The 19,822-nt window shown below is 40.7% G+C and carries 19 protein-coding genes and 1 tRNA gene; 5 read left to right on the forward strand and 15 right to left on the reverse strand.

Going from position 1 to position 19,822, the window contains the following annotated elements:
• Positions 1-17: 17 nt before the first annotated feature.
• The 9 genes from I5M19_RS00885 to I5M19_RS00925 form a co-directional block, all read right to left on the reverse strand.
• Positions 18-299, reverse strand: coding sequence for a hypothetical protein (locus I5M19_RS00885; protein WP_200063096.1), 282 nt, complete (start codon positions 297-299; stop codon positions 18-20).
• Complete coding sequence (locus I5M19_RS00890; RefSeq protein ID WP_200063098.1) at positions 265-1,092, reverse strand: SDR family NAD(P)-dependent oxidoreductase; 828 nt, start codon at positions 1,090-1,092, stop codon at positions 265-267. The genes I5M19_RS00885 and I5M19_RS00890 overlap by 35 nt, the downstream gene beginning before the upstream one ends.
• Positions 1,089-2,075: an NAD-dependent epimerase/dehydratase family protein gene (locus I5M19_RS00895; protein WP_200063099.1), complete on the reverse strand. Its 987-nt coding sequence runs from the start codon at positions 2,073-2,075 to the stop codon at positions 1,089-1,091. The genes I5M19_RS00890 and I5M19_RS00895 overlap by 4 nt, the downstream gene beginning before the upstream one ends.
• Before the next feature lie 93 nt (positions 2,076-2,168).
• Positions 2,169-4,196 carry a beta-L-arabinofuranosidase domain-containing protein gene (locus I5M19_RS00900; protein WP_200063101.1) on the reverse strand — a complete coding sequence of 676 codons (2,028 nt, stop codon included), beginning with the start codon at positions 4,194-4,196 and terminating at the stop codon, positions 2,169-2,171.
• A gap of 68 nt (positions 4,197-4,264) precedes the next feature.
• Entirely contained in the window at positions 4,265-4,828 is a 564-nt protein-coding gene (locus I5M19_RS00905; RefSeq protein WP_200063103.1) for a cysteine hydrolase family protein, read from the reverse strand.
• 110 nt (positions 4,829-4,938) lie between these two features.
• The gene (locus tag I5M19_RS00910; RefSeq protein ID WP_200063105.1) at positions 4,939-5,307 is read right to left on the reverse strand and encodes a VOC family protein; all 369 of its coding nucleotides are present in this window, start codon (positions 5,305-5,307) and stop codon (positions 4,939-4,941) included.
• Between the two features lie 100 nt (positions 5,308-5,407).
• The gene (locus I5M19_RS00915; RefSeq protein ID WP_235985735.1) at positions 5,408-5,974 is read right to left on the reverse strand and encodes a dual specificity protein phosphatase family protein; all 567 of its coding nucleotides are present in this window, start codon (positions 5,972-5,974) and stop codon (positions 5,408-5,410) included.
• Positions 5,946-6,833, reverse strand: coding sequence for a diacylglycerol/lipid kinase family protein (locus I5M19_RS00920; protein ID WP_200063107.1), 888 nt, complete (start codon positions 6,831-6,833; stop codon positions 5,946-5,948). Before I5M19_RS00920 ends, I5M19_RS00915 begins: the two co-directional genes overlap by 29 nt.
• A 152-nt stretch (positions 6,834-6,985) precedes the next feature.
• Positions 6,986-7,195, reverse strand: coding sequence for a hypothetical protein (locus I5M19_RS00925; RefSeq protein WP_200063109.1), 210 nt, complete (start codon positions 7,193-7,195; stop codon positions 6,986-6,988).
• 280 nt (positions 7,196-7,475) lie between these two features.
• Between I5M19_RS00925 and I5M19_RS00930 the strand changes: the two genes are divergently transcribed.
• Positions 7,476-8,516, forward strand: a complete 1,041-nt coding sequence (locus tag I5M19_RS00930; protein WP_200063111.1) for an AI-2E family transporter — start codon at positions 7,476-7,478, stop codon at positions 8,514-8,516.
• An 84-nt stretch (positions 8,517-8,600) separates the two neighbouring features.
• Here the strand turns inward: I5M19_RS00930 and I5M19_RS00935 are convergent, their stop codons facing one another.
• The 3 genes from I5M19_RS00935 to I5M19_RS00945 all read right to left on the reverse strand — a co-directional run bounded on the left by I5M19_RS00935 (position 8,601) and on the right by I5M19_RS00945 (position 10,630).
• Positions 8,601-9,032: a hypothetical protein gene (locus I5M19_RS00935; RefSeq protein WP_200063114.1), complete on the reverse strand. Its 432-nt coding sequence runs from the start codon at positions 9,030-9,032 to the stop codon at positions 8,601-8,603.
• A 72-nt stretch (positions 9,033-9,104) separates the two neighbouring features.
• Positions 9,105-9,944, reverse strand: a complete 840-nt coding sequence (locus tag I5M19_RS00940) for a helix-turn-helix domain-containing protein (protein WP_200063116.1) — start codon at positions 9,942-9,944, stop codon at positions 9,105-9,107.
• Positions 9,945-10,542: 598 nt separating this feature from the next.
• Positions 10,543-10,630: transfer RNA gene (locus I5M19_RS00945), tRNA-Ser, on the reverse strand.
• A gap of 270 nt (positions 10,631-10,900) precedes the next feature.
• On the opposite strand from I5M19_RS00945, the gene I5M19_RS00950 reads away from it, so the two are divergent.
• Together I5M19_RS00950 and cdaA are read left to right on the forward strand one after the other, a co-directional pair.
• A complete protein-coding gene (locus tag I5M19_RS00950) occupies positions 10,901-11,872 on the forward strand; it encodes a polyprenyl synthetase family protein (protein WP_200063118.1) in 972 nt (323 codons plus the stop codon).
• 67 nt (positions 11,873-11,939) lie between these two features.
• Complete coding sequence (gene cdaA / locus I5M19_RS00955) at positions 11,940-12,731, forward strand: diadenylate cyclase CdaA (protein WP_200063120.1); 792 nt, start codon at positions 11,940-11,942, stop codon at positions 12,729-12,731.
• A gap of 2 nt (positions 12,732-12,733) precedes the next feature.
• Here the strand turns inward: cdaA and I5M19_RS00960 are convergent, their stop codons facing one another.
• Positions 12,734-13,105, reverse strand: a complete 372-nt coding sequence (locus tag I5M19_RS00960; RefSeq protein ID WP_200063122.1) for a hypothetical protein — start codon at positions 13,103-13,105, stop codon at positions 12,734-12,736.
• 145 nt (positions 13,106-13,250) lie between these two features.
• A complete protein-coding gene (locus I5M19_RS00965; RefSeq protein ID WP_200063124.1) occupies positions 13,251-15,731 on the reverse strand; it encodes a M1 family metallopeptidase in 2,481 nt (826 codons plus the stop codon).
• Positions 15,732-15,909: 178 nt separating this feature from the next.
• Here I5M19_RS00965 and I5M19_RS00970 point away from each other — a divergent pair, with 178 nt between their 5' ends.
• Complete coding sequence (locus tag I5M19_RS00970; RefSeq protein WP_200063126.1) at positions 15,910-17,235, forward strand: Gfo/Idh/MocA family protein; 1,326 nt, start codon at positions 15,910-15,912, stop codon at positions 17,233-17,235.
• A gap of 19 nt (positions 17,236-17,254) precedes the next feature.
• Positions 17,255-18,634, forward strand: a complete 1,380-nt coding sequence (locus I5M19_RS00975) for a 3-keto-disaccharide hydrolase (protein WP_200063128.1) — start codon at positions 17,255-17,257, stop codon at positions 18,632-18,634.
• Between the two features lie 54 nt (positions 18,635-18,688).
• Here the strand turns inward: I5M19_RS00975 and I5M19_RS00980 are convergent, their stop codons facing one another.
• A complete protein-coding gene (locus I5M19_RS00980) occupies positions 18,689-19,510 on the reverse strand; it encodes a hypothetical protein (RefSeq protein WP_200063130.1) in 822 nt (273 codons plus the stop codon).
• Between the last annotated feature and the right edge of the window lie 312 nt (positions 19,511-19,822).

Genomic DNA, 19,822 nt, shown 5'->3' on the forward strand with positions numbered 1-19,822 from the left:
AATCGTAATACAGATAATTAATCATACAACTCCAGGTCGCTGTATCGGATAATGTTGTGGCTAAGTAAAACTTTTAGTAAAGTGTCGGTACTGTAATCGTCCGCAAGGTCAAGGCAGGTGTAGCGATTGTTGGTTTTTACACGGCAAGCTTCAAAATCAAACTCAAATACCAAACCGCTTAATCTTCCGGATATCACTGTGATTGTTTCGCTGTTAATTATCTTGAAAGTGTTGCTGGTGCTTTCAAAAAAACGGCACAGGTTTTTAATATGCCGGTACGCTATCAATGATCTTATCATTACTTTTTAGTATTTCTTTTAGTCTGTTCTTTATAATTAAGTTTTTCACAAAGCCCGGTAAGATACTGTTTAGTACAACCATTAGCCTGTTAATAACGCCGGGTATAATTTCTTTTTTGCCTTTCAGCATACCGTCAATGGCAATTTTTGCCACATCTTCCGCTTCAAATATGGTAGCTTTTGATATTCCCCTTAACCTATTGTTGAGTACCAGCAATTCGGGTTTCGTATTAATTCCTCCGGGGCTCAATAAGCTTATTTTTATATTCGAATCCGAAAGTTCCAGTTGAAGGCACTGTGTAAAATAGCGGATAAATGATTTGGTAGCACCGTAAACCTGTTTTTTAGGTACTACGAACAACCCGCCAAGACTGCCTACATTTAACAAATATGATGTAATGGCAGGGTTTGCCTGATCTAAAAACAACCTGGTTAATAAAACAGGAGTAATTACATTTAGTTCTATTTGTTTTTTATAAAAGCTCACGCTTTTATCCTCAAACCACGACCAGTTGCCTAATCCTGCATTATTGATCAATATATGTGCGGTAATATGCTGCTTCTTAAGAAAGGTAAATATATCTGTATACGTTTCACTATAAGTGAGATCTTTTTCCAGGGAACTTACTTTAACATCAAAGTTTTTTCGGATATAGGTTGCCAATGCTTCCAAACTGGAACCGGGCAGTGCAATCAGTACCAGGTCAATATCCCTACGTGCCAGTTCTACGGCGAATGATTTACCCAAACCTTCACTGGCACCAGTAACAATTGCGGTTAGTTTAGGTATCATGCAATGGCTTTTAAATAATTAACGGTTCGTTTCATTCCCTCGGTAAACGGTGTTATTTGATAACCCAATTGCTTAATAGCTTTTTGACTGCTGTAACGCTGGTCAAACTTCAAACGGTCGGCAAATTCGGGTAAAAAAAATGGGGGTAATCCGGTTATTTTGGTTTTTACCCGTTCTAACTGGCTGTAAAATTTTATCAACTTTTGCGGTATCCGTATCATCCTGTGCTGTGTTCCTGATGTTACATACAGTGTAGAAAAAAACTCGTTAAAGCTAATGTCTTCTCCGCCTAATATATAACGGTTTCCCGGAATGCCTTTATCCATTGCCGCAATATGTCCGTTAACAACATCATGCAGATAAGCGTAATTAGCCACCTGCACGCCCGTACCCGGAATTACGCGCCATTTGCCTTTTAAATAGCCGTACACCATTTTACCAACTGTGTTGCTGTCGGTAACGGGGCCTTCACCAAATACACGTGAGGGATTGACTATTACCACATTCATCCCCTGGTTAACGTATTGCTGTACCTGCAGTTCTGCCAGGTGTTTGGTACGCTCATAAGCTATAGGGAAACCAACAATACGGGGTTCATCTTCACTTACAGGATGTTTTGTGCTTGGTCCCCAAACACCGCAGGTTGATGTATATACGGTTTTGTTTATTCCGGCTAATCCGGCAGCTTCAAGCACGTTGCGTGTACCGGTCACATTAGTTTGCAGAAAATCGTCCGGGTTGCGGCACCACATTTTGGCCATTGCTGCTGTATGGTATACCTGTGAGCACCCCTGCAAGGCGTTGCGGATGCTTTTAATATCAAGTATATCACCTTTTACAGGCTCAATGTTTTTATGTTTTATAAGGTAAGGATGTGCCGTATTGCGGCACAGCGCTTTTACGTCATACCCCATATTGGCAAGCGAAAGCGTAAGCTGCCTGCCAATAAACCCGGTTGAGCCTGTAACTAATATCTTTGTCATGCTGGTAATACAACAAAGCCGGATTTTACCCCTACGTCATTAAAATATTTTTTTGCATATTTTTATTACGTAGGGGTAGTTTATGCAGTGCTTTTACCGGCCTACTACCGGAAACTGTGAAATGCGTAATTGAGTGCATCCATAGGGTATCAAAATTATATCCTCGTCCGGTTGTTTGGGTATCCCCTCATTATAAATAATGCTATATGGAATAGGTCCCGCCATGTCGTTATATAAAGTCCACGTGGGGATGCGCCTTGCTTTTGTTTTAATAATTAGGGGAGCGGAGTTAAGTGTCCAGGGGTAAGCAGACATTGCAGACGCTTTTTCCACCTTGTATTCTTCGTTTAACTTATCGTTTCGGATGTCTATCAATCCGTAATTCCATGGCGTTGTTGGGGTAACCTCATAATAGGTTTTGCCATATATAAGCGGATCTTTTTCATTGTCCACTTTTTTAATGTTCTCTCCTATTTTTAAAGCATAGGTAATAGGGCCACGTTCAACCGATACTGAATTCTCATACCAGGTGTTTTTAAATACATGCATAGGTAATTCCAGTTCAACCACGTCGCCCGATGTCCATTCGCGGTCTATCTTCACAATGTTGTTTCCTTCAGATTGCTCTAAAGTTTTTCCGTTTATCTTTACAGTGGCTTTGGTACACCATGCAGGTACGCGTAACTCTAACGGAAAGATAATTTTTTTAGGAGTGCTTAGTGTGAACTTTATAGTTTCGCTGAAAGGATAGTTGGTTTCTTCTTTAATAGTAACAGACTGTTTATCGGCTACAAGCGCGGTTACTGTACTGGGCGAGTATACTAATGAGGCTAATCCTTTGTCGGGTGTAGCGTACCAAAGGTTTTGAGTGAATTTTGGCCACCCCTGGTGCATGTTTGAAGTACAGCAAGCATAGCCCGTAAGCAGGCCGTAACAAACATCGGTTCCGCTATGATTAACGTCAAAATTTCGCCCGTGGCGGGTAAGCATCACCTGGTTGGCCTGTTGAAAATACTGGCGGTTGTTAAACGTTTCATCAATTTGTGAGGTTAAAGTATTAAAAGCTATTTTTTCCAGGTGATCTGCATAGCTTACGCCACCGGTAATTTCCAGCGTTTTCTCCAGCGAGTACATTAATTCTACGGCGCTGCACAATTCCGATCCCTGGGTAGGATTGTTGCCATGCAAGGCCTCATCGCCACCGTACATACCATTGGCGGTTTCATCGTATTGGCGCAGATCGGCGTATGCTTTTTCGATAGCGTCTGTATATTTCTTATCCGGATGTTGCTGATAGTATATCGCCGGCTCTTTTATCCCTTGTGCCAGATTCACACCGTGAATGCTCCCCATTTTTGCCAGCATATCTGTATTTAAAAATGCATTGGTGTAATTAAAGGTTTGCTGATGTATAAGGTCGGCAAGGTCTAATAAGAATTTATCTCCGGTAATATTATATAACCAGTACACCACCATTAAATTATCGCCGCCGCGGTATCGTGCCCAAAACGACCAATGATCCAGCGGGTGGGCGGGCAGCTCTTTAAGCTGATACTTAAAATAATTGGTGAATAGCTTTATTACCCTTTTATCGCCTGTGGCCGAGTAATATTGTTTCAAAACCTTCAGCATTACCATTTTTGGCCACCAGTCGTGGCTATTGTCCCGTTGTATGCCGGCCTCCGGCGGGTAATCTTTTGCCGGGCCAAAGTAACCGTCGGGCTGCTGGCTGTTTAACGTCCACTCTATCCAGGGTTTAACCTTTGCAATAAGTTCCTTATCGTGTAAAATATAAGCCAGGGGTACTAAACCATCCAGCCAATATGGCCCGCGTTCCCACTGATCACCGTCGCCACCTAACCAGCCATTGCGTTCACCCATAACCAGTGGATATAATTTATCCAGATTGCCCGTTGCTCCATTTTTTTGACGGATAAGCATTTCCCGCAGCCAGCCCCCGGGTTTTATGGCGCCTAAGGGTAACTCAATATAAGGGTTGGTGCGTAAAGGGGCACGATTTTGTACATAGTTGATAGTGTTAGCAGTGTTTACCTGCGCCATGCCATTATCACTAAGCACAGTAAGTATTAGTATAACCGGAAAAAGCTTAAAAAATTTCATTAGCTGCAATTTAGTAGATTCAGGCTTTAATTTACAAAAGCTTTAAAAACAGGGCGGAAGATCATCTGCTATTTTACCCAATCAGCCACGTTAATAACCTCGGCCTGGCGAGGGAAAATTTTATGCATAAGCATCTCATGTACCTCATTATCACGGTCGGCACAACAATCAGCTAACACAGTGATGCTATAATCTTTATCTGCCGCTTCACGAACGGTAGATAATACTACACCGCTTGTAATAATGCCACTTAATACAAGTTGCTGAATGCCATTGGCTCTTAAAATTACTTCGAGGTCGCTCCCGGTAAATGCGCTGAAACGGCGTTTGGTAATAGTTATTTCTCCTGAAGCGGGTGCTATAGACGGCTCTATTTTTACAAAATCTTCGGGATTTACTGATGAAAAACGCTCTTTACTTGCCGCAAAACTTTTATTATATATACTTATTTCAGGTAAACCGGAACGAAAACCTACTACAACATAAATTACAGGAATGCCTTTTTTTCGGGCATAAGCAATTGCGTGAGCAACGTTATCCAGCATAGGTTGGGCATTTGGCAGGTTTTGTAATAACGCAACCTGCATTTCCATTATTAATAAAGCAGTATTAGTATTTTCAGCGACAGCCATAATGATATATTCCGATATACCCAAATTAAGTACATTATGTACGCAATGCCAATTATGAATTAGAAAAGGGATATTTTTATGACACGTGGTAGCACAATATAATTGAAGGGCTATTTTTTAACAAACTCTCCAAAGTGCCACAATATACCAGACGGATCATGCAGGAAACACTCTCTTCCCCAATCGTAATGACAAACCGGAGTTAATTTTGCTCCTTTATATTTTGCCGGCAGATTTAAGGCAACAAGTTCGTCCCAATAACGTTCCACATCGTCCACCTCTAAAAATATCATGCTGTTATCTATCCAGTCTTTAACGTAAGCATCCTGCAGGTAAAACCCCAGATCCTCAGTTTTAAAATACGACATGTTGTGGCTCAGAATACTTTCGGTAAAGCCTAGGTCTTTGTAGAAACTGCGTGAGGTATTAAAATCTTTTGCGCCTATAAATGGCCGTATAGATGTGGCTTTATGTTTCATGACGGATGTTTTTGTAACAAATTAAAATATCTGGATGATCTAAATTTAATGCAATGGGCTAACAAAAGAGTATCGCTTTTTTTTCATAAGCTATACGGGATTAGGATTTATTCTCATTATAATATTCTTCCAGTTCTTTAAGCCGTTGAATTTGCCCGGGACGAGGGTTTATAAATGTACGCACTTTTTTTACCAGGGCAAAGGCATCTTCAAAGGTTAGTCCTGTTTTAATAAGGTAGGCAATAGCCATTGTAGGGCCACGCCCTAATCCCTGGCGGCAGTGTACATAAACCTTTCCGCCATGTTTTATTTCATCATCTATGAATTGAGCACCCCTGATGAGGTCATCCATTAACGGTGGGGTATTGTCAACAGTAGGGATATGTAAATATTTGATACCCTCGTATGCCGCTTCGTTGTATACAGAATGTATGCGCATATTAACAATGGCTGTAATGCCTATTTTCTTTAATTTTCGCAATCCTATCAGACTGTACTGGCTGCCCAGGAACAGTTCAGCAGTGAGCTGGCTTCTTTTGATATTGGGCAGGCCGTATAAATAACGGTGCAGAATATCTATCATTTTTGCTATAAAAATGACGACGATAAGCCAGATGCTTTTTGTTTTTTCAAACATATCAGGCACGTTCAGCAGGCACCAGTACATTTAATGCCAGCGGTATAATGTTAATTTCAACTTTGCTTGCTGTTTCTTTACAATCATCAAGTATGTAAGATGTAGGGCTTTTCATGATGACGGTTGCGGTTTTACATCGCCAGTGCTTTAAAACGTCAGATTCCGTTTGAAAAAGCGTAGTACCTGTGATCTTTAACATGGATAGCAAACCGGCATCCTTTAAAAGCAATACATCCAGTAAACCGTCAGTAATGCTTATCCCGGGGAACAAATCAAAATCGCCTATGCCTGTATTTCCGGCGTTAGTAATTGTAAGCGCAACACCCTCTTCTTCAAATTCTTTTCCGTCTATAATTAACCTGTAAGTTTCAAGTTTGGCATTTGCAATGGTTTTAACTACAGTTACCCCATAAGCCATTTGTCCCATCTTGTTTTTTAACTGTTCATCCGCCTCCAATATCATATCCGCCATAATGCCGAAATTAATACGTAGCAGAAACGGGGAGCCATTAGCTTCGCCAGTGTCCATCTTAATGAGTTTGGCATTTTTATCAGTAATAACTCTAAGGGCTTCTTCAGAATCCTGTGGTATACCCAATTCTTTTGACATTACGTTAGCTGTACCACCAGGGATAATGGCCATGGGAGTTTTAGTGCCTTTTAATGCCCGGGCTACTTGTGTAATGCTACCGTCGCCGCCGTAAACTACTATGAGGTCGGTTTTGTCAATTAGTTTTTCAGCAGTATCAAACGCGTCATTTTCTTCACGGGTAACAGTTACCTCCCATTTTACTGAGCTATCTTTAAAGGCCTTTTGTATAAAAGATAAGATAGGTTCTTCTTTACCGGAGGCGGGGTTAATAATAAAATGGATGTGTTTAAATGGCATGTATTGCGCGTGTTAAAGTTTGACGTGTGGGTATAGTGATGCGTAACTTATTAAAGCCGCTCATTGTATGAATGCTGTTTTAAATTAAATTGTTTTTGAGTAAATTAAAAGAAGCCGCGCTACGTCGGCTTCCTTTAACCTAAGGGATGAAATTATTCATCATCAGAATCTTCTGTGTATTCAGTTTCAGAATCATCGACACTGTCTGTATCGTAATCTTCACTGAAGTCATCATCAAGAACTCCGTCTTCACTTGGATCCTCGGTTTCTTCTGACAAGTCTTCTGACTCATCAGGATCGGGCAGATTGAATAATGTCATGGTTTTTAAATTAGAAAACCAATAGAGCAATGGCGATGCCATTTGTGGTTTTTTAATATTATGCTTTTGTGAAATTGTGATTAATTCAATGGCGCTTTCTCAGTTTTTATAAAACATAGTGCAAGAAATAATTGTTTCAAATATATAATTGACGCCAGGACAGCTATTTCCAGGGTTGATAAGAGGGCAATCATAATTCATTAACTTTAAAGGGTCGTTGGCATATCCGGGAGGAAGTACACTGCTTCTGTAGGATAATAGTGACTTGTATATAATTGCCTGTAAAACAGAAATACATTCCAAGCACAAACTTAAATTTTATATGGCAGAACCCAACGACGATAATAAAGATAATAAGTCCGCTTTTACTTCTAAGGTATGGATGGTTGGTGGGATATTGTCGCTGATCATTATCATCCTACTATTATTCAAAACGCTGTTTAGTGTAGTGCTGCTAACATTAGCCGGAATACTGATGGCTATTTATTTTCATGGTTTGGCCGGACTATTGCACCGATGGCTGCATTTGCCTTATAAAGTTTCCGTCCTCCTTTCGGTATTGCTGAATTTTATCTTGCTTGCTGGTTTTTTTTGGTTTGTAGGCGCGCGATTACAGGATCAGGTAACACAACTATCTGAAACGCTGCCGCGAACTATCAGCCACGCGAAAGACTGGCTAAAGCAATATCCGGCGGGTGATAAAGTGGCGGAATATTTGAACTCTTCGGGGGATACGGGCAAATCGGTTTCCATATTAAAAAAGTTTTTCTCATCCTCATTTGGTATCTTAAGTGATGTTTATATCATTTTATTATTGGGATTGTTTTTTACTGCCAGCCCCAAAGTTTATAAAAAAGGGGTGATACGGCTTTTACCGCCGCAGGCTAAAGAAAAAGGAGACCAAATAATGGATAAGATGCACCGGGTGCTAAAGGACTGGATAAAGGGTCAGCTTTTTGGCTTTATGTTTATTGCCGTACTTACCGCCATCGGGTTATGGATAATGGGGATGCCGCTAATCCTGACGCTTGCACTGATAGCCGGACTAATGAATTTTATCCCCAATTTTGGTCCTATTATAGCCTTGGTGCCGGCACTTCTTCTGGCACTTATGCAGGGTACCGATACTGCATTATTGGTGTTTGGTTTATATACCGGCATACAAGTAGTGCAAAGTGCAGTTACCCAACCCCTTATTCAAAAGAAAATGGTAAGCATGCCGCCCGCTCTGGTTATATTCGGCCAGGTAGCCATGGGGCTACTTAGCGGTTTTTGGGGCGTTTTGCTGGCAACACCGGTTATAGCCGTATTAATGACCCTGGTTGATCAACTATATATAAAACAGCAGCACGATGATCATTAATAATACAATCAGGCAGCATGGCAGGTCAATCGGCAGCCGTCAACAGAAAATGGAGATACTCAATAATAAACTTAAACGTCTTCATCAGTTACCAACCGGACCAGGTGTTGTTTGGTAAAGTTTGAAAGTGAAAAGGATATTTACTGCAGCCAGGATCAAAACCGTCACAGGAATAACCGGCGGTTTGATGCCCAGGGGCAACACATTAGCCGGCACGTTGGGCTGAAGATGAACATAGATAGCCGTGATCATTGTGAAAACCACCAGAACTGACCCGGCGATAATGAAAGCGAGAAATCGTCTATAAAAAATTTTGCTTTTAATAATTAATGCGCCAAGTAATATCAGGCCCGTTGTAATTTCTGTGCCTACGCCAAAAGGAAACATAAAATCTCCCAGGCCACTATTGATGAGTTGAATATGGAACCAACTGCCAAATGGATCCACCAATTTTAAAGCGCCGAACGCGAATATAAAGCTGCCTAATAGTAAGCTTCTTATTTTTAAGGATTTCATGATGATTGTTTTTTTAACAAAACTACATGCTATCATGAGCAGGGGTTTGACTGGCCGGTTCAATTGTTTGACTTACCGGTTCAATGATCTAAAATCTGAGGGAGAAGATTTATATTTTTGTTTAAAAGACCTTGAAAAATGAGCGATGTCTTTGAACCCAACCTTATAGCAAATCTCACTGACAGATAATTCAGTTTTTAAAAGCAATTTTTTGGACTCTTCGAGTCTTTTGTCCTTTAAATAGTTGGAGGGCGTATCCCGAAATTGTTTTTTAAATTCCCTTTTGAAGGTTGAAAGACTCAAACCGGACAGGCTCGCCAGTTCGCTGATAGAAAGATCTGAATGTAAATGGTTTTCCACTACTTCCGAGAGCGTCACGTGGCGGGGAGAATAGAGGCTGGAGAACAAAGTGGAGACCGTACCTGCATTACTGGTCTGCATTAATAATAAAACTATTTCTTTCATTTTTAGCAATAGTAATTCAGGGTTCATGAGTTCCCGATGATCAAAGTACAGGGCCAGGCTTTCGATGAAATGAGTGATCAAAAAAGATCCTTTTATCTCCACAGTGTCTCTTTTTTCCTGGTTTGATTTGATGGTAGCGGGGAAATCACTTTTATAAAGTTCCTTTAAGATACCCGGATAAAGATGAACCGCATAAACTTCGGAAGGTTCACCCGCCAGATTCCCGATAAAATCCGCGAAATATGTTCCGCATTTCAACAAGACTGTATTATCTGAAGTTAAGTCAAGTTTTGCTGTAGCGGACCAAATAACTGTATCGGTGTTTTTAAAGTGGAGAAAACAGGCGTTATCCTGAAAAATAGTCGAAAAACGATGAGGTGGCTGAATCAGCAATTTTTCAATGACACATTGATCTTTGTAGTTGAAAGTTTCCCGTTTTAGTAGCATTGCCAGAGTTTACTTATGCGAAGCTATTTCCTGATATGTATCAAAAGTGGATAACTGATTTTTGCCAGCGTACACGGGATTTAATTTCCATGTCTATAGATATTTCCGGTCTTCATCGTGCTTGTCAAAAGCTATTTTTATCAATTTCAGAGCTCTCCCTAACAGGAGTAAAAGTAAAAAGAATACTCCGCAAATCTGAGTTCTGCCTCTGTTTCATTTTAATAATCAAACAAATTAAATATATTGATTACGAACAATCTTATTAAAGTTCGCCAAATATTAACAGTAGAATTGTGATTACATTTCCTCATCGTTTCCGCTCAAAATGGATACTGCGGAGCTTTTCTAACATAAGGCTGATTTTAAAGTTAAACAAAATACCTTTATCCGAATCCTCACACCAGATGTCCGCGCCTTAAATAACCTGTATGTCAATTTATTAAGTGACTTCATTGTGTGATTTTTGAATTTAAAATCACACATGGAATCAAGCAATAGAGTTATGCGTTTTTATGCGATTTTTGGTAGGGTAGAAAATAGAAAAAGCCCTTTAAAATACAATTAAAGGGCTTTTTGACACTTTTGTTAACGTTATCAGCGGAGAGGGAGGGATTCGAACCCTCGATACACTTTTGGCGTATACACACTTTCCAGGCGTGCTCTTTCGACCACTCAGACACCTCTCCGTATTTTGAGCATGCAAAGGTAAAATAATAACGTTTATGCGCAACAAAAAAACGGGGTCTGTAAAAAACAGGCCCCGTCTCAAAACGAAAACTTTAACTCACAAATCAAAACTTCTGTATTCTATTAACTAACTATACATATGAGCACAAAAAGCAGTTATGGTTTAATGTAATTTAAAAAATAACCTATAGGGGCAGATTTATATTTTTACCTTATGTTTGCTGCAAATTGCCTCACCGGCTATATGTTACATAAAGCATGTTTATTTAATGCTAAACATCAACGAGATTAAAAAACCCATAGCTGCTGAAATTGATGTTTTTGAAGAGAAATTCAAAACATCAATGCAAAGTGCTGTGCCCTTGCTTGATCGTATTACCCATTATATAGTAAAGCGTAAGGGTAAGCAAATACGGCCCATGTTCGTGTTCTTTTCTGCCAGTATATGCGGGGGTATTAATGAAAGCACGCATCGCGGTGCGGCTTTGGTGGAGTTGCTGCACACGGCCACACTGGTGCATGATGATGTGGTGGATAACTCCTACCAGCGCCGGGGGTTTTTCTCCATCAACGCTTTATGGAAAAATAAAATAGCCGTACTGGTGGGCGATTACCTGTTATCAAAAGGGTTGTTGCTTTCTATAGATAACGGGGATTTTAAATTGCTTAAGATCGTATCTGAGGCGGTAAAGCAGATGAGCGAAGGCGAACTGTTGCAGATAGAAAAGGTGCGGAGAATGGATATCAGCGAGGATGTTTATTACGAAGTGATACGCCAAAAAACCGCGTCACTTATTGCATCATGCTGTGCCTGTGGAGCGGCGTCTGCCGGTGCGGACGATGCAACTATTGAAAAAATGCGGCTTTTTGGAGAAAAAATAGGCATCGCTTTCCAGATTAAGGATGATATGTTTGATTTTGGCACCGACGATGTAGGCAAACCTTTAGGCATTGATATAAAAGAGAAAAAGGTTACTCTGCCGCTTATATACGCGCTCAATAACAGTCAATCTGCTGAACGGAAAAGGATGATCAATCTGGTAAAAAATCATAATGATGATCCTAAGAAAATAGCGGAGATCATCGCTTTTGTAAAGGAAAAGGGCGGACTACAATACGCAGGTACGCAAATGAAAAAATATCAGGAGGAGGCTTTTGAAATTTTAAACACCTTCCCTGCCGGTGATGCCCGAACAGGATTAGAGCAGCTGGTCCGTTTTACTACCGAGCGTAATAAATAGATTTTAATTCTGCTAATACTTACCTCCTGTGAATATGATGTTAGCGGAAACTTATTAACTTCGTAACATGCAATTTTTTGATCTGAGCTTCCTGAAATTCAGCTTTTTTGATGTACTGGATATCATACTGGTAGCTTTTATCATATATCAGTTGTATAATCTTATACGTGGCACTATAGCAGCTAACATATTTATTGGCCTTATCACCATTTATTTATTGTACATGGTAGTAAAGGCGCTGCAAATGAGGCTGCTTACCGGTATATTGGATAAGTTTGTTGATGTGGGTATTATTGCCATTATTGTGGTTTTTCAGCAGGAGGTAAGGCGGTTTTTGTTGCTGGTAGGTAAAAACGCATCCCTGCAGCGCAATAAGGCCTGGTGGAAATACTTTTTTGGTAAAGATGAAGCGGAGAAAAACAACTATGCACGTATAAAACCTATAATTGATGCATGTAAGGTGATGAAACAAACCCGTACCGGGGCACTTATTGTATTTGCCAAATATTACGACGAACAATTTTATCAGAACAGTTGCGAGGTAATGGAGGCCAAGATATCCAAACGTTTATTGGAGAGTATTTTTCAGAAGAACAGTCCGCTGCATGACGGTGCTGTGGTTATAGCCGAAAATAAAATAAAATCGGCCAGTTGTATACTGCCCGTAACCGAAAAGGCCGACCTTCCCGCACAGTTCGGATTGCGCCATCGGGCGGGTATAGGGGTTACCGAAGCCAATGATGCCACCGCCATTATCGTATCTGAAGAGACAGGAGAGATATCCTACGCCAAGCAGGGCCGTGTAAAAATGAACATCAGTTTTGCTGAACTGGAAAAACTGCTAAATAAAGATTTTTAACCTTACGGATTAACTGTTGTAATGATCTTCTTTTTATCCAAAGGCATGCCTGCTATCGGCATTTTAGAATTGCCCTGTAATTTAATCACCGGCATACGGTCGTAACCTTCCAATACCGCTATAGGCATGGTATGCGCTTTCGCTTCAGATACTTCTGCCACTGTATGAAGTTGATTCAAATTTTTCAGATCGGTTAAACTACCCAGCTTAGGAGATTTAAGATAATCCTGTATAGATGGAGCTATCAGCATGGTATCTACCTTTAGCGAATAGGGTTTCTGCAATAAACTATTGTTAGGTGATGTAAGTTTATTTTGAGCCATTAATTCGCCCGATACAGCGAGCAATACGATCATAAAAAGATACTTTTTCATAAGCAACAGGTTTATAGGCTAAGTTAAATGTTTCATAATTAACATGCTACTTAAAAAGTGTTAAATTTTAGCATGGAATATTTATAAACAAACAAAGCCGCCCGGAATTTCAGGCGGCTTTGTTATAATATATATTACCCGAGGCTTACTTAAGCGCCTCTATCGCTTTGTCAACTTGTGCAGCCGACTCTGTATCGTTCAATTTAGCACGCTCGTTTTTAATGCCGGTAAGTATTTGTATTACTTGCGGTGCAACACCATATTGCTTGTATTTTACACCAAAGTCACCTATGAGCTTAATGCCTTGCTGAGCATATTCCGGATTTTTAACCCGGCCTGTAAAGTCAGCAAATTTTTTCATCAGGTTAAATTGCGTTTGCGGCGCTCCGTTTTTAAATTCATCGTAAACGTACGGCCATTGCGCATCGGTACCATTGGTAGCATATACATTTAGTATAGCTTGCGCCAGATCACCCTCTGCATCTTTTTCATAATTTTTAGCCAGGGTCATAGCTTGTTGAGGCTCTATCATGCCTATAGCATTTATTGCAGCACCTTCAATAGCGTATGACGGGTTCTCTAATGCCTGTTTAAACAAGTTCATATTGCCTGATGCCTTAAGTTTGCCTAAAGCAGTAATTGCAGCTGCCCTTACCAAATTGTTATCATCGGTTTGCGCCAAAGTTACCAGTACAGGTAAAGCAGCGTTATGGATATCATCATTAGTAAGGTTAAGTGCTTTAATAGCCCTTATACGCAGGCCATAGTACTTATCCTTTAAGGCGGCAATGATAACTTTTTGCCCGCCCTTATCGCCCTGGTTTTTAGCAGCGAAGTCTATAGCCTCCAAACGATCTAAATACAACGGTGCGTTAAAGTATTGGAATACATATTCGGCAAGTGTTTTAGTCTCATTTCTTTTAGCTACCAATATTTTATCGCCGTCAACATTAACCAGGTCGGGTTTTGAGGCAACCGCGAAAGTTAAAGTATCGGTTTTATCCTTCATCCAGATATTGTGGCGGGTTTTTTTACCACCTGCGTATATATCAATAGCCATTGGTAAAATAAAGGCATCCCCGTCTTGTGATTGTTCCAGATAAACGGTTTGCGTTTTAGTGGCATCATCCCATTTATAGCTGATGTTTAATACAGGATTACCTGCACCATAATACCATTGATTAAAGAACCAGTTAAGGTCACGGCCACTGGCTTCTTCCATTGCTAAACGCAATTGTTGTGCTTCGCCGTTTTTAAAGGCATTGGTGGTAAGGTAAATGTTCAGGCCTTTATAAAATGCGGCATTACCTAAAAAGTTGCGCAGCATATACAATATGCAACCACCTTTTTGGTAGGTAACCTGGTCAAACATATCTTCTTTATCCGCATAATGAAAACGCACCAGATCTTTTGTCTTAAGGTTAGGATTACTCAGGTAAGCCATTCTGTCGCCGTAGATGTGCTCATCCCCGGCATCCTTGCCATATTTATGCTCTGCCCAAAGGCTTTCGCTGAAATCAGCGAATGATTCATTTACAGTTAGGTTGCTCCAGCTTTCGGTAGTTACATAGTCGCCAAACCACTGGTGAAACAGTTCGTGTACAATGGTGCTTCTGCCGGCATCGTAATAGCGGTCGGCCAGTTCGCGTTTTGTTCCCTGTACATATTCGCCGTGCAGGGTAGCTGTGGTATTTTCCATAGCGCCGCTCACATAATCGCGTACTACAATCTGCGCGTATTTGTTCCACGGATAATCAACACCTAATGTCTTAGAGTAAAACTCCATTACCTCCGGTGTAAAGCCGAATATATCTTTAGCATATGGCGCATATTTAGGCTCCAGGTAATAGTCTACCGGCTTATCGCGCCACTTGTCATGATAAATTTTAAAATCGCCTACAGCCATCATAAACAGGTAAGGCGAATGTGGCAGTTCCATTTTCCAGGTATCGGTACGGGTGCCATCCTTATTAACTTTTTGAGATGCCAGACGACCGTTAGAAAGGGTAACATATTTAGCTGGAACCGTCATGCTGATCTCGTCAGTGGTTTTCTGATTCGGCTTATCAATTGTAGGGAACCAGCATGATGAGCTTTCGGTTTCGCCCTGTGTCCATATCTGGGTTGGTTTATCTTTTTCTGTGCCATCAGGGTTAATAAAATATAAACCTTTGGCATCATTAATAGCTGCGCTGCCTTTTACGTGTAACTCGTTAGGTTTAGCAGTGTAATCAATATAAATAGTATATTTTTCGTTGTTCTGATAAACCTTATCCAGTTGTATGGCTACGGTTAGGCTATCATCATAAGTATATTTAAGCGGGATGTTTTTGCCATTTTTAACCACGGCTATTGTCTTAAGATCCATGCCTTTGGCATCGAGCCTTAATGAATCGGTTGGGTAAAAATGTGGTTTAAGTGTAACCCATTCTTTTCCGTACATGTACCGTTTTTTGTAGTCGAAACGTACATCAAGTTTGGTATGTACCAGGTCATTGATCTTGGTTGGGGTAGCCCTGTAAATTTTTAAAGCAGGGTCCTGCGGCTTTGCTGTTTGCGCTATAGCGGTATTTAATGAACAGGCAATAATGCTGCCTGCCAGTAACACAGCGTAAATTTTTTTCATACAGTTAATTAGTTTGATTGATATGCGTGCATAATAAAAGCTAAATTATTAGTTTTTATTCGGATTTAAGACGATTTTTCTGCCTTTATGTTACACTGCTTTATTTATTAAATACTAAATTAGCATAACCAATTGTAGCTGTACTTGCAGCGCCTTTTTATTAAAACCAGTCTTTATTATGCAAAGAAGAAGATTTATCCGGGATGTGGCTTTAACAGGCAGTAGTTTTTTAGTTGGTCCGTCGCTTATGGCAGCGGGTGTCTACAAAGGCTCGCCTAATAAAAAAGTAGTAATAGGTGTAATGGGAGTTAATGGCCGCGGCTCATTCCTGGCCCAAAAGCTGGCAGCAATTCCCGATACTGAAATTGCTTATATCTGCGATGTGGACAGTATTGCCATGGCAAAATGTATAGCCGAAGTAGAAAAAATAACAGGGAAAAAGCCAAAAGGAATAACTGACATAAGACAATTGCTGGATAAAAAGGACTTTGATGCGCTGGTTATAGCAGCGCCGGATCATTGGCACGCCCCGGCAACTATTTTAGCCTGCCAGGCGGGAAAGCATGTGTATGTGGAGAAACCCTGTAGCCATAACCCCGAGGAAGGCGAAATGGCTATTGCAGCCGCAAAAAAATATGGCCGGCTGGTGCAAATGGGCAGCCAGCGACGCTCTTTTAATAACGTACAAAAGATGGTACAGGAACTGCACGACGGCGTTATTGGCAGGGCGTATTTCGCAAGGGGCTGGTACGCTAATCACCGGCCGTCAATTGGTATTGGTAAAGTAGTGCCCGTACCCGCTAATCTGAATTATGAATTATGGCAGGGTTATGCGCCAAGGATGCCCTATAAGGATAACCTGATCCATTATAACTGGCATTGGTTCTGGAACTGGGGAACAGGTGAGGCACTAAATAACGGTACGCACGAAATTGATGTAATGCGCTGGGGCTTGGGTGCTGATTTCCCGGAAAAAGTGACCTCATCCGGCGGACGTTTTGCTTTTAAGGATGATTGGCAAACTCCCGATACACAAACCATTCTGGTAAATTTCCCGAATGATACGGCTATTGCCTGGGAAGGGCGCAGTTGTAATGGTTTTAACTCCGAAGGAGTGGGCAGAGGAGTAATATTTTACGGGGATAACGGTACCATATATTATGGAGGCGGAAATGGCTATATAGTATATGATGCGGATAATAAATTGGTGAAGGAAATAAAGGATGAAACACCTATTGATGCAACCAATACCGTAAGCCCTACAGAATTGCTGGACAGGGTACATCTGCAGAACTTTATAAATGCCATACAGGGATCGGAAAAGCTTACCCAGCAGATAGAAAGCGGACATAAATCGACACTTATACCGCAATTGGGCAATATTGCACAGCGTGTAGGCAGGGTGTTGAACTGTAACCCGGCAAACGGGCATATATTAAATGATACCGAAGCCAATAAATTATGGACCAGGGAATATGAACCCGGATGGAACCTAAAAGTATAATAGCAGCTCTTAAATTATTATGAAAGTAAATTTTAAAAGTTTATTACTGCTGGTAGCAGTTGTTTTAATAACTGAAAGTACATCAGCCCAAACCAAAGCAGGTTACACCAATTTGTTTGACGGTAAAACGCTTAACGGCTGGAAAAGACTTGCCGGAAAGGCAGAATACACCACCGCCAACGGGGTAATAACCGGTACGGCAGTACTTAATTCGGGGAATACATTTTTAGTTACCGAAAAGGAATACGGCGATTTTATATTGGAACTGGATGCTAAGACCGAAAGTGACCTTACTAACTCCGGCATACAGGTACGCAGCCATTATGATCCTGCCGGACATGCGGGTAAGGGTTTGGTGTACGGCCGCCAGTGCGAAATTGACCCCAGCGACCGTAAATGGACAGGTGGTATTTATGATGAAGGCAGGCGCGATTGGTTGTATCCGTTGGAACTGAATGCTAAAGCAAAAAGCGCCTGGAAGAACGGCCGGTATAACCATATTAAAATTGAATGTATAGGCAATACAACCAAAACCTGGATAAACGGAGTAGCTGCCGCTTTTGTAGTGGATACTATTGATAATAGCGGTTTTATTGGTTTACAGGTACATGGTATTGACAAACCCGAACAAGCGGGTAAAAAGGTGTTTTTTAAAAATATACAGATAAAAACCACTAACCTTAAACCACAGCCTTTCCCCGGAAATATATATGTGGTGAATTTACAGCCTAACAGTCTTTCGGCTTATGAGAAACAGGACGGTTGGAAATTATTATTTGATGGTAAAACCTCCTCTGGCTGGCGAAGTGCTAATACCATGAGTTTTCCTGAAAAAGGATGGGAAGTAAAGGACGGAATGATAAGCGTACTGGGTGCCAATGGCGGCGAAGCTGCTAACGGGGGCGATATAATTACTACCGATGAATACAGCGCTTTTGACCTGTCGTTCGATTTTAAGATGTCGAGAGGTGCAAATAGCGGGGTGAAATATTTTGTAACCCTGTCTGAAAAAACAACAGGCTCAGCCATTGGGCTGGAGTACCAGGTGCTGGATGATGCCGTACACCCTGATGCTAAACTTGGGCGTGATGGCGACCGTACGCTGGCCTCGTTATATGACCTGATACCTGCAGATAAACAAGCCCGGTTTGTGCATCCTATAGGCGCATGGAATACCGGCCGCATAGTGGTGTATCCTAATAACCATGTAGAGCATTACCTCAATGGCATTAAGGTGCTGGAGTATGACCGAGGCTCGCCGGAGTACCGTAAACTGGTAGCCATCAGCAAATATAAAGTATGGAAAAGCTTTGGCGAAGCTAAAAAGGGACATATTCTTTTACAGGATCATGGCTTTGATGTAAGCTACCGTAATATTAAAATAAGACCGTTAAATTAAATAGGTCAGGGTTTAGCCCTGACCTATTTAATTTAAGCTGATAAATTTTGTTGGTTACCACGATATAGTAGGGCCGCTGAAATCAAAATAAGTATTTGTATCAGTATAAACTCTTATTGTAACGTTAGGTGTACCTCCGAAATGTTGTTGATATGTGCCCGAAAATACTGCCACAGGGTCTGCATTGGCATCGTAAACTTCTGTAATTATACCATCGTGTCCCGCAACATCGTATAAGGCATGAGTTACCGGATCTTCAATACGACCCAATATTGTAGGCATATCTCTAGGCGGAGTATAAGTGATATAATTAAAATCAGCATCTCTTATTACTAAAGTTGATGCAACACCATGATCACGAACAACAACTCCCTTAAAAATGCCAACGGTACCATATGAAGGATTTATATAGTCGTCTATATATGGCATAGTATAGGTGGTATTTGTTGTTGGGTCTGTATCGTCGTTTATATAATGTGCCCATGCAGTATGAAAACTACTTAGGTCATCAAAATAATTCATTGAAGAGGTTCCCTCAAGGTAACTGTAAGGTATCGAAACAAACGGACCGGAACCAATTCCGACAGAGTTAACCGCTTCTCCATCTACGTAAGATCCGGAATGGAAGAAAACGTTTCCCAGATCAACATCTCCGAAACCAAAGTGCGCAACATACCGCCCGTTCTCTAAATAAACAATAGTAGATGGTCCGGGGTCAACATCGTTAATTCTTAAGTTACTAACATGGCTTGTGTCTGTTCCGGAACTTTCAATTGTTTTTTTTGCGGATGAATCAACTCTCCTTACGCTTTCTTTTTTACAGGCTGCAAATAAGATTAGTGCTAATCCTGTAATTAATGTAAACCTTTTTTTCATATTAATTTGCTTTTTTAATTATTTAAAATGAATATAGGTTAATTTTTAACTAATAAAAAATTTTATTCGTCTTTTTGGGAAAATATTTCGATAAAATTTAGCAATTAAATGATAAGCCTGCTATCTTAAAACGGAACAGCGAAACATTTTACAAATCAATTGTTTTTGATTATTGATTATCAAAGGTTATTATGAGGCCGGATATTCGTTTCTATACCGCTACATTCGCCAGTTAGTGTTTTAAAAATTCCCATTAGATAACCCCGCTTAAAAAATGTATTGTCAACGTACACGTCACCGTTCGTTTACGGA

The sequence above is a fragment of the Mucilaginibacter segetis genome (assembly GCF_016522075.1).
Classification (GTDB): Bacteria; Bacteroidota; Bacteroidia; order Sphingobacteriales; family Sphingobacteriaceae; genus Mucilaginibacter; species Mucilaginibacter segetis.

Coding starts and splice junctions, on each gene's coding strand:
- I5M19_RS00930 (WP_200063111.1), top strand. CDS start 7,476: ATGGCAGAACCCAACGACGATAATAAAGATAATAAGTCCGCTTTTACT.
- I5M19_RS00890 (WP_200063098.1), bottom strand. CDS start 1,092: ATGATACCTAAACTAACCGCAATTGTTACTGGTGCCAGTGAAGGTTTG.
- I5M19_RS00965 (WP_200063124.1), bottom strand. CDS start 15,731: ATGAAAAAAATTTACGCTGTGTTACTGGCAGGCAGCATTATTGCCTGT.
- I5M19_RS00925 (WP_200063109.1), bottom strand. CDS start 7,195: ATGGCATCGCCATTGCTCTATTGGTTTTCTAATTTAAAAACCATGACA.
- I5M19_RS00920 (WP_200063107.1), bottom strand. CDS start 6,833: ATGCCATTTAAACACATCCATTTTATTATTAACCCCGCCTCCGGTAAA.
- I5M19_RS00935 (WP_200063114.1), bottom strand. CDS start 9,032: ATGAAATCCTTAAAAATAAGAAGCTTACTATTAGGCAGCTTTATATTC.
- I5M19_RS00970 (WP_200063126.1), top strand. CDS start 15,910: ATGCAAAGAAGAAGATTTATCCGGGATGTGGCTTTAACAGGCAGTAGT.
- I5M19_RS00900 (WP_200063101.1), bottom strand. CDS start 4,196: ATGAAATTTTTTAAGCTTTTTCCGGTTATACTAATACTTACTGTGCTT.
- I5M19_RS00905 (WP_200063103.1), bottom strand. CDS start 4,828: ATGGCTGTCGCTGAAAATACTAATACTGCTTTATTAATAATGGAAATG.
- I5M19_RS00950 (WP_200063118.1), top strand. CDS start 10,901: ATGCTAAACATCAACGAGATTAAAAAACCCATAGCTGCTGAAATTGAT.
- I5M19_RS00915 (WP_235985735.1), bottom strand. CDS start 5,974: ATGTACTGGTGCCTGCTGAACGTGCCTGATATGTTTGAAAAAACAAAA.
- I5M19_RS00910 (WP_200063105.1), bottom strand. CDS start 5,307: ATGAAACATAAAGCCACATCTATACGGCCATTTATAGGCGCAAAAGAT.
- I5M19_RS00960 (WP_200063122.1), bottom strand. CDS start 13,105: ATGAAAAAGTATCTTTTTATGATCGTATTGCTCGCTGTATCGGGCGAA.
- I5M19_RS00980 (WP_200063130.1), bottom strand. CDS start 19,510: ATGAAAAAAAGGTTTACATTAATTACAGGATTAGCACTAATCTTATTT.
- I5M19_RS00940 (WP_200063116.1), bottom strand. CDS start 9,944: ATGCTACTAAAACGGGAAACTTTCAACTACAAAGATCAATGTGTCATT.
- cdaA (WP_200063120.1), top strand. CDS start 11,940: ATGCAATTTTTTGATCTGAGCTTCCTGAAATTCAGCTTTTTTGATGTA.
- I5M19_RS00885 (WP_200063096.1), bottom strand. CDS start 299: ATGATAAGATCATTGATAGCGTACCGGCATATTAAAAACCTGTGCCGT.
- I5M19_RS00975 (WP_200063128.1), top strand. CDS start 17,255: ATGAAAGTAAATTTTAAAAGTTTATTACTGCTGGTAGCAGTTGTTTTA.
- I5M19_RS00895 (WP_200063099.1), bottom strand. CDS start 2,075: ATGACAAAGATATTAGTTACAGGCTCAACCGGGTTTATTGGCAGGCAG.